This is a genomic window from Corallococcus carmarthensis, from assembly GCF_003611695.1.
GTDB classification, from domain to species: domain Bacteria; phylum Myxococcota; class Myxococcia; order Myxococcales; family Myxococcaceae; genus Corallococcus; species Corallococcus carmarthensis.
This window is the reverse complement of record NZ_RAWE01000304.1, coordinates 1-8,878: the sequence shown is the minus strand read 5'-3', so window position 1 is coordinate 8,878 and position 8,878 is coordinate 1. Positions and strand designations below refer to the sequence as shown.

The 8,878-nt window shown below is 71.0% G+C and carries 8 protein-coding genes; 7 read left to right on the top strand and 1 reads right to left on the bottom strand.

Annotation, left to right across the window (positions count from 1 at the left end; all coding sequences use genetic code 11):
• The first annotated feature begins 329 nt into the window (after nucleotides 1–329).
• The 5 genes from D7X32_RS41050 to D7X32_RS41030 all read left to right on the top strand — a co-directional run bounded on the left by D7X32_RS41050 (nucleotide 330) and on the right by D7X32_RS41030 (nucleotide 5,276).
• Nucleotides 330–1,892: an acyl-CoA carboxylase subunit beta gene (locus D7X32_RS41050; protein WP_120607957.1), complete on the top strand. Its 1,563-nt coding sequence runs from the start codon at nucleotides 330–332 to the stop codon at nucleotides 1,890–1,892.
• Nucleotides 1,893–2,024: 132 nt separating this feature from the next.
• The gene (locus D7X32_RS41045) at nucleotides 2,025–2,639 is read left to right on the top strand and encodes a hypothetical protein (RefSeq protein WP_120607956.1); all 615 of its coding nucleotides are present in this window, start codon (nucleotides 2,025–2,027) and stop codon (nucleotides 2,637–2,639) included.
• Nucleotides 2,640–2,679: 40 nt separating this feature from the next.
• Nucleotides 2,680–4,197 carry an acetyl-CoA carboxylase biotin carboxylase subunit gene (locus D7X32_RS41040; protein ID WP_120607955.1) on the top strand — a complete coding sequence of 506 codons (1,518 nt, stop codon included), beginning with the start codon at nucleotides 2,680–2,682 and terminating at the stop codon, nucleotides 4,195–4,197.
• A 39-nt stretch (nucleotides 4,198–4,236) separates the two neighbouring features.
• The gene (locus D7X32_RS47715) at nucleotides 4,237–4,746 is read left to right on the top strand and encodes a biotin/lipoyl-containing protein (protein ID WP_120607954.1); all 510 of its coding nucleotides are present in this window, start codon (nucleotides 4,237–4,239) and stop codon (nucleotides 4,744–4,746) included.
• 8 nt (nucleotides 4,747–4,754) lie between these two features.
• Nucleotides 4,755–5,276, top strand: a complete 522-nt coding sequence (locus D7X32_RS41030; RefSeq protein WP_120607953.1) for a YfbM family protein — start codon at nucleotides 4,755–4,757, stop codon at nucleotides 5,274–5,276.
• 19 nt (nucleotides 5,277–5,295) lie between these two features.
• On the opposite strand, the gene D7X32_RS41025 is transcribed toward D7X32_RS41030, so the two are convergent.
• The gene (locus tag D7X32_RS41025) at nucleotides 5,296–6,081 is read right to left on the bottom strand and encodes a TSUP family transporter (RefSeq protein WP_120607952.1); all 786 of its coding nucleotides are present in this window, start codon (nucleotides 6,079–6,081) and stop codon (nucleotides 5,296–5,298) included.
• Between the two features lie 84 nt (nucleotides 6,082–6,165).
• Here D7X32_RS41025 and D7X32_RS41020 point away from each other — a divergent pair, with 84 nt between their 5' ends.
• Nucleotides 6,166–6,978, top strand: coding sequence for a hypothetical protein (locus D7X32_RS41020; protein ID WP_120607958.1), 813 nt, complete (start codon nucleotides 6,166–6,168; stop codon nucleotides 6,976–6,978).
• A gap of 104 nt (nucleotides 6,979–7,082) precedes the next feature.
• Nucleotides 7,083–8,878 (top strand): DUF4388 domain-containing protein (locus tag D7X32_RS46390; protein WP_208752717.1); only part of this gene is annotated, 1,796 nt, incomplete at its 3' end.

Here is an 8,878-nt window from a genome sequence, read left to right as displayed (position 1 = left end):
CCCGCCCAGTGCTTCCGGCGGCACGTCCGCCGTCTCCGCCGCCCGCTCGAGCGCCCCGCCGAACGACAGCGCCAGGAGCGGCAGCGCTATGAGCAGGGAGAAGTGGACCCGGATGGGCACCCCCCGGAACGACCCCACCTGCAGTGCTCCCGGCCTCCCACGCATCGCCAACCTCCCCTGCTCCCTCCGCCAGAAGGGCGCGGTGTCGGAAATCCTGAACTTCCGTCCCGTTGGGCTCCCGTGCACCCACAGCCCGGCCGTCCGTCCCCCCCTCCAGAGGCAAGGGAAGCGCTGCCAGCGCCCTCCAAGTCGTGTTAAGGCGGCCCCCCATGGCCACGACCCCCGAGAACGATCCCTTGCGCGCACGGCTCCAGCAGATGGAGCAGCAGGCCGAGCAGGGCGGCGGCGCTGAGCGCATCGCCAAGCAGCACGAGGCCGGCAAGCTCACGGCCCGCGAGCGCATCGACCTGCTCCTCGACCCCGGCTCCTTCAGCGAGCTGGACAAGTTCGTCACCCACCGCAGCCATGACTTCGGCATGGGCGCCAAGAAGATCCTCGGCGACGGCGTCGTCACCGGCTACGGCACCGTGGAAGGCCGCCAGGTGTTCGTCTTCGCCCAGGACTTCACCGTCTTCGGCGGCTCGCTGTCCGGCGCCTACGCCCAGAAGATCTGCAAGATCATGGACCTGGCCACCCGCGTGGGCGCGCCCGTCATCGGGCTCAACGACTCCGGCGGCGCGCGCATCCAGGAAGGCGTGGAGAGCCTCGCCGGCTACGCGGACATCTTCCTGCGCAACACGCTGGCGTCCGGCGTCGTCCCCCAGATTTCGCTCATTCTGGGGCCGTGCGCGGGCGGCGCGGTGTACTCGCCCGCCATCACGGACTTCATCATGATGGTGAAGGACACGTCGTACATGTTCATCACCGGCCCGGACGTCATCAAGACGGTGACGCACGAAGAGGTCTCCAAGGAGGCACTGGGCGGCGCGCTCACGCACAACCAGAAGTCCGGCGTCGCCCACTTCGCCGCGGAGAACGAACAGGCCGCCATCGCCATGACGCGCGAGCTGCTCTCGTTCCTGCCCTCCAACAACCAGGAGGACCCGCCCGCCCAGCCGTGCGAGGACGACCCGTTCCGCGCCGAGGAGTCGCTCAAGTCCATTGTCCCGGCGAACCCGAACAAGCCCTACGACATCAAGGAGATCATCCGCGCCATCGTGGGCTCCAAGCACTTCTTCGAGGTGCAGGAGCACTTCGCGAAGAACATCGTCGTCGGCTTCGCGCGCATGAACGGCAAGAGCGTGGGCATCGTCGCCAACCAGCCCGCGGTGCTCGCCGGCTGCCTGGACATCGACGCCAGCGTGAAGGCCGCGCGCTTCGTGCGCTTCTGCGACTGCTTCAACATCCCCCTGCTCACCCTGGTGGACGTGCCCGGCTTCCTCCCCGGCACCGACCAGGAATGGGGCGGCATCATCACCCACGGCGCCAAGCTGCTCTACGCGTACGCGGAAGCCACCGTCCCCAAGATCACGCTCATCACCCGCAAAGCCTACGGCGGCGCGTACGACGTCATGGCGTCCAAGCACATCCGCGCGGACATCAACTACGCCTACCCCACCGCCGAAATCGCCGTGATGGGCCCCGAAGGCGCGGTGAACATCATCTTCCGCAACGAGCTGCTCAAGGCCCAGGACGCCAACGCCGAGCGCAAGAAGCTCACGGACGACTACCGCGAGAAGTTCGCCAACCCGTTCAAGGCGGCGGAGCTGGGCTACATCGACGAGGTCATCCGGCCGGAGGAGACCCGCGCCAAGGTCATCCGCGCGCTGGAGATGCTCAAGGACAAGCGGCAGGAGAACCCGCCCCGCAAGCACGGCAACATCCCGCTGTAGAAGTAGTCCCCAAGAAGTTCTGGAGCCCGCCCGCCCGCCTCCCGTCGCCAGGGGAGCAGGCGGGCGTCGCTACTTCCGGAAATTCTCAGCTAACGCCGGGGCTTTCACGGGGCCACTCAAGGAGCCCCCCACGTGTCCCAGCAGCGCCGACTCGTCCTGTTCCTCTCCGACGTCGAAGGTAACCTCACCGCCCTGCGTCAGACGCTGAAGGGCGTGTGCGAGGGGCTCGACCTGCCCATGCCGGAGGTCAAGTGGGTGGAATCCCGTCCGGAAGCGCTGGCTGACAGCAGCTGGCACGTGGCGGAGATCCCCCTCGTCTCCGGCAAGATGTCCGGCAAGGTGTCCTCCCCCGAGGAGCACCTGGACGCGATGACGCAGGCCCTCTCCAAGGACTTCCGCGACCGTTCCATGGGCATGTACGTGGACCGGGAGCACAGCTACGCCCGCGTCTGCATGGCCGCCCCCAGCCGCCCCCCCCGCGCCATGGAGGGCGAGTACCTGGACGTCCTGCGCCAGGCCGCGCGCTGGCTGGACGTGGAGACGACGGCCCTGGCCCGCCTCTTCAGCGGGAATGCGGCGCGCAACCTGCTGGCGGCCGCGGTGGACTTCGGGCCGGACGGCAAGCCGGTGGAGGCCCCCGCGCACCCCGCCACGCCCCCGGAGCCGGACGAGGACGACCGCTTCGTGGAGGCGAAGCTCGCCCAGGCGAAGCAGCTGATGGATGAGTACCTGAACCTGCGCAAGTAGGGGCGGGCAATCCCGGGCGCCCCATGGTAGACGGGCGCCCATGCCCAAGATCCGCAAAGTGCTCGTCGCCAACCGCGGCGAGATCGCTATCCGGGTGATGCGCACCTGCAAGGACCTCGGCATCGCCACCGTGGCGGTGTACTCCGAGGCAGACCGCTCCGCGCTTCACGTGCGCACCGCCGACCAGGCCTACTTCGTCGGTCCCCCGCCCTCGCGCGAGAGCTACCTCGTCCAGGAGCGCATCCTGGAGGTCGCGAAGCAGTCCGGCGCGGACGCCATCCACCCCGGCTACGGCTTCCTCTCCGAGAACGCGTCCTTCGTGCGCGCCTGCGAGAAGGCCGGCATCACCTTCATCGGTCCGCCGGCCGCCGCCATGGACGCCATGGGCGAGAAGACCCGCGCCCGCGCGAACATGATCAAGGCGGGCGTGCCCGTCGTCCCCGGCACCACGGAGCCCATCGCCACCCTGGAGGAGGCCCGCGAGTACGCGCAGAAGATCGGCTTCCCCATCATGCTCAAGGCCGCCGGCGGCGGTGGTGGCAAGGGCATGCGCCGCGTGGAGGGCATGGGCGACTTCGACTCCGCGTGGCGCTCCGCCAAGAGCGAGGCGATGAGCTCGTTCGGCAACGACGCGGTCTACATCGAGAAGTACCTGGAGAAGCCACACCACGTGGAGATCCAGGTCTTCGCCGACCAGTACGGCAACACCATCCACCTGAACGAGCGCGAGTGCTCCGCGCAGCGCCGTCACCAGAAGGTGGTGGAGGAGACGCCCAGCCCCATCCTCACGGCGGAGATGCGCGCGAAGATGGGCGAGGTCGCGGTGAAGGCGGCCAAGGCCGTCAACTACGTGGGCGCCGGGACGGTGGAGTTCCTGGTGGACGTGCACCGCAACTTCTACTTCCTGGAGATGAACACCCGCCTCCAGGTGGAGCACCCGGTGACGGAGTGGGTCACGGGCCTGGACCTCGTGGCCATGCAGATTCGCGCCGCGGAGGGTGAGAAGCTCCCCCTCTTCGAGGCGCCCACGCCGCGCGGTCACGCCATCGAAGTGCGCGTGTACGCGGAAGACCCCGCGCGCAACTTCATGCCCAGCCCCGGCAAGATCCACGCGCTGCGCGTGCCGAGCGGTCCGAACGTGCGCGACGACTCGGGCGTGTTCGCGGGCTTCACGGTGCCCAACTTCTACGACCCCATGATTTCGAAGCTGTCCGTGTGGGGCGCCACGCGCGAGGAGGCCATCGCGCGGGCCAAGCGCGCGCTGTCCGAGTACGTGGTGAAGGGCATCACCACCAACATCCGCTACCTGCACGGCATCCTGTCCCACCCGGAGTTCGTGGGCGGGGACTACGACACCAGCTTCCTCACGCGCCACCACACGGCGCTGCTGGGCGAAGAGGACCCCAAGCTCAGCGAGGTGGCGCTGCTCGCCAGCACGCTGCACGCGTTCCAGCGCGACCAGAAGCGCGCGAAGACGCTGCCGTCGCGCAGCGGTGGTGGTGACGCCAGCGGCCGCATCAGCCCGTGGCGTCTGGCGTTGAAGAGCCGCCGCCGCTGATCCACTTCCTGCCCAAGCCAAAGGAAGGACCTTTTCTCCATGCGTTACTTCACGAAGCAGCAGGGCCAGAAGGAAGCGGTGCCGGTGGACCTGGAGTCGCTGGGCCAGGACCGCTACCGGCTCACGGTGAACGGCCAGTCGTTCCACGTGGACGCGCTCTCCGTGGACCCGGGCACGCTGTCGCTCCTGGTGGACGGCCAGTCGTACAACGTCGAGTTCGAGGAGAACGGCGACGAGATTGGCACGCTGGTGCGCGGGCAGGTGAACCGCACCGACGTGGCGGATGAGCGCAAGCTGCGCATGCGCGCGGCGGCGGGCAGCTTCTCCGTGGAGGGCCGGCAGCTCATCCTCGCGCCCATGCCCGGCAAGGTGGTGAAGGTGCTGGTCAAGGTCGGGGAGGAAGTGAAGGAGGGCCAGGGGCTCGTGGTCGTGGAGGCCATGAAGATGGAGAACGAGCTCAAGAGCCCGAAGGCCGGCAAGGTCACGGAGGTGTTCGCCAAGGAAGGCACCGCCGTGGAGAACAACGCCAAGCTCGTCGTCGTGGAGTAGGCCGCCCCATGGAGATGCTCTGCACGCTGCGCAGCACCACCGAGACGCAGCGCCAGGCCCTGCAGCAGGCGCCGGAAGCGCTGGAGCCCTTCCTGGAGGACGAGGAGGACTTCGGCGACGCGAAGGGCGCGGCCTTCCTGGAGCTGGACATCGGAGAGGCGTGGCACGGCCTCCAGTACCTGCTCACCGGCACGGCGTGGGAAGGACAGCCGCCGCTGGACTTCCTCGTGCGCGGCGGCGAGGACGTGGGCGACATCCCGTCGGATGAAGGCACCGCGCGCGTGTTCGACGCGGCCTCCGTGAAGGCGCTGGCGGAGGCGCTGAAGAAGACGTCCGTGGAGGACCTGCGCAAGCGGTTCGACCCGGCCCGGCTCCAGGCGGAGGACATCTACCCCGGCACCTGGGACGAGGAGGAGCCCGCGGAGGACGTGGATCCGCTGGAGGAGCTGCTCTCCTACTTCGTGGAGCTCCAGAAGTTCACCGCCTCCGTGGCGAAGCGGGGCCTGGCGCTGCTCGTGCACATCGGCTGAAGCGGCGGCTGACGCCGCTTCAGGCCGCCCAGCCCAGCCACACGTCGCGCCCCAGCTTCAGCACCAGCGCGGCCACCACGCCCAGCACCACGACGCGCACCAGCTTGTCGCCGCCCTTCACCGCCACGTGCGCGCCCACCCACGCGCCGGTGAACTGCGCGGCGGCCATGGGCAGCGCCACCTTCCACAGCACCACGCCCCGGAGCGCGAAGAGCGTCACCGACGCCAGGTTGGAGGCGAAGTTCACCACCTTCGCGTCCGCGGACGCGCGCGCCAGCCCGTGGCCCAGGAGCGACGAGAACGCCACGATGAGGAACGTGCCGGTGCCCGGGCCGAAGAAGCCGTCATAGGTGCCGATGCAGAGCGCGATGAGCGCGCCGATGGCCTGCGCTCGCGGCCGCGGTGAGGGCTCCACGCCGTCCCGCTTCGGCGGCGTCCGGCGGAAGGCGAGGAACACCGCCACCGCGATGAGCAGCACCAGCACCAGCGGCTTGAGCACCTCCGGCTTGAGCAGCAGCACCAACGCCGCGCCACCGAACGCGCCCATGAGGCCGAAGGGGAACGTCACCCGGGCAAGCCGCCCGTCCACCAGGCCCGCGCGGGCGAAGCGCACCATGGCCGCGCCCGAGCCGAATACGGACTGCCCCTTGTTGGTGCCCAACGCCACGTGCGCGGGCAGGCCCGCCGTCAGGAGCGCGGGCAGCGTGATCAGCCCGCCGCCTCCCGCGATGGCGTCCACGAAGCCGGCGCTCAGCGCGGCGACACACAACAGCCCCAACTTCAACGCGCTGACGTCCAGGTCCACGATGGCGCCCGCTTATCACCCGGACGGCACGCCGTCCCGGCCGGTTGCTTGCGTCGCGCTGACGCTTGGGGGTCAATGCGGTTCATGCTCGCGACCTTGATGACCGTGCTGGCGCTGACGCTCGCCGCGCCGCCCTCGCCGCCTGACGCGACCACCGCCACGTGCCGCTCCATCGACGGGCACGTGTCCTGTGGCTACGCGTGCAAGTCGGATGGACAGCGCGTGCGGTGCGCCCAGACGCTCCAGGGCCGCTGTACCGTCATCGACGGGCAGGCCGTCTGTTTCGACCCGCCCGCCTACGTGGTGAAGGCGTACGGCGCCGGGCTGCCGGAGTCGGAGTGCAAGACCATCGACGGGGTGGTGGGCTGCGGCTACGGGTGCGTCACGGACTTCGGCAAGGTGCAGTGCGCGAGGACGCCCGCGGGCGTGTGCCGCAGCCAGGGCGGCAACGTGACGTGCTTCGACCCGCCCGCCGCGGTGTTCGCGGTGTTCGGCCGGCAGGTGCCTCGTGCGCAGTGCGTCAGCAACGGTTTGCAGGTGGCGTGCGGCTTCAACTGCGTGAACGCCTCCGAGGGGGTACGGTGCGCGAAGACACCCCTGGGCGTGTGCAAGGCGCAGAACGGCCATGTCACCTGCTTCGACCCGTCGCCCGCGGCGCTCTGCGCGTGGGGCAAGGGCCTGCCCGCGCCCCAGTGCAAGCTGAGCGAGACGGGCCCGGTGTGCGGCTACAACTGCACCACGGCCTACAGCAAGGTGGCGTGCTCGGGGACCCCAGCGGGTATCTGCAAGATCTTCGACAGCGAGGTGTACTGTTTCGACCCGCCCGCCGAGCAGCAGGCCGACGCGGCGTGCCTGGCCAGCGTGGGGCTGGCGGCGATGGAGGGCGCCACGCCCTGAAACGCCTGCCCGCCCGCTCGCGAGGACGTCCGCTTGGACGTGGGCGCGGGCAGCGATAAAATTTCTTCTTCCCGGCGGTCGAGGGAGTGGGAGCAGGACGGCACATGGCGGAGGGCGAGGTCCGGCAGTACTGGGTGCGCAACGATCGAGGCACCACGTGGGGGCCCCTGACGGGGGCGACCATCGAGCTGCTCATCGACAGCGGCTCCATCCAGGGCAAGCTCCAGGTCTCCAACGATGGGCTGCAGTTCGCCTTCCCGTGGCGCTTCCCGGAGGTGCGGGACGCGTTCCCCCGCGAGCTGTGGGGGGACGGCGCGCCCGCGTCGCTGCTGCAATCCGCGCCCGCCGCCATCGCTCCGCCTCCGCCCGGTCCTGCCGCCGCGCCCGCCTCGGGTCCGGCCGGCGTGCCCATGGCGGGTCCCGGTGCCGCGCCCATGGCGGGTCCGGGTGCCATGCCCATGGCGGGCCCTGGCGCGATGCGGGGCCCCGGTCCCGGAGCGGCGCGTCCGGCCGTCGACGCCGCGGGACGTCCTGTCGCCGCCGCTCGGCCTCCGGGCCCTCCTGTCGCGGCGGCCCGTCCGCCGGGAGCTCCCGCCGGTGCGGGGGCGGCTCCGGCCGCGGCGGCCCGTCCGGCCGCGCCCCCGCAGGCTCCGCAGCCTCCGGCGGATGACGGAACCAACACGGTTCCGCCGCAGGGGCAGCTCCAGCAGTACTCGCCCATGCAGCTGTATGGGCGCATCGCCGCGGGCGAGCAGACGGGCCTGCTGACGCTGGGGCTTTCGGACCGCGCGCTGTCGATCCACTTCCGCAAGGGCAGTCCGGAGTTCGTGGACTCGTCGCACGCGGAGGACGCGCTGGGCGTGTCGCTGATGGGGGCGCGGCTCCTGACGGCGGAGCAGCTCCAGCAGGCGGAGGGTTCCAAGGAGCGCTTCGGGGGCGACCTGCTCGCGGCGCTGTTCGGGCTGGGGTTGCTCCAGCCGGCCACGGCGTTCACGCAGCTGGCGCAGCGGGCGCTGGGCATCCTGGGCAAGGCGCTGCGGGCGGAGTCCGGGACGTTCACCTTCGAGGCGCGCGACCTGCCCGCGCAGAAGGCGATGCCGCTGGGCAACCGCTGGGCGCTGCTCAGCGACCAGGTGCGCCGCGTGCCGACGGCGGACCTCAAGCGGCGGCTGGCCTACGTGCTGCCCATGCCCATCATGAAGTCCGGGGGCCGGGTGGCCTCCAGCGACCTGCGCCTGACGCCGCACGAGGTGCGCGCGCTGGCCTTCATCGACGGGGTGCGCTCGCTGGGGCAGCTGCTCCAGGATGTGCCGCAGGACGCGGAGCACCTGCTGCGCGTGGCGTTCCTGCTGAAGGAGTTGAACGGCGTCTCGTTCGCGTCGGCCTCGCGCACGCAGGCGGCGCCACCTCCTCCGGCCTCCGGCCCCACGGCGCCCCGTCCTCCCGGTGCCGCCCCTGCCGCGGGTCCGGGTACTCCGACCCGTCCGTCCGGCACCGTGCCCACGGTGGGCCCTGGAGCCGCGGCTCCGGGTGCGCCTGCCGCGGGTCCGGGTGCTCCGACCCGCCCATCCGGCACCGTACCCACGGTGAGCCCAGGAGCCACTCCTCCGGGTGCGCCTGCCGCGGGTCCGGGTGCTCCGACCCGCCCATCCGGCACCGTGCCCACGGTGGGCCCTGGAGCCGCGGCTTCGGGTGCGCCTGCCGCGGGCCCCGGTGCCGCGCCCGGTGCGCCTGCCGCGGGCCCTGGAGCCAGGCCCGGTGCGCCCGTCGCGGGTCCGGGTGCCGCGCCCGGTGCCCCTGTCGCGGGCCCTGGAGCCAGGCCCGGCGCTCCCGTCGCGGGCCCGGGTGCGCCTGTCGCGGGCCCCGGTGCCGCGCCCCGTCCCGCCGGTGCTCCCCCGAC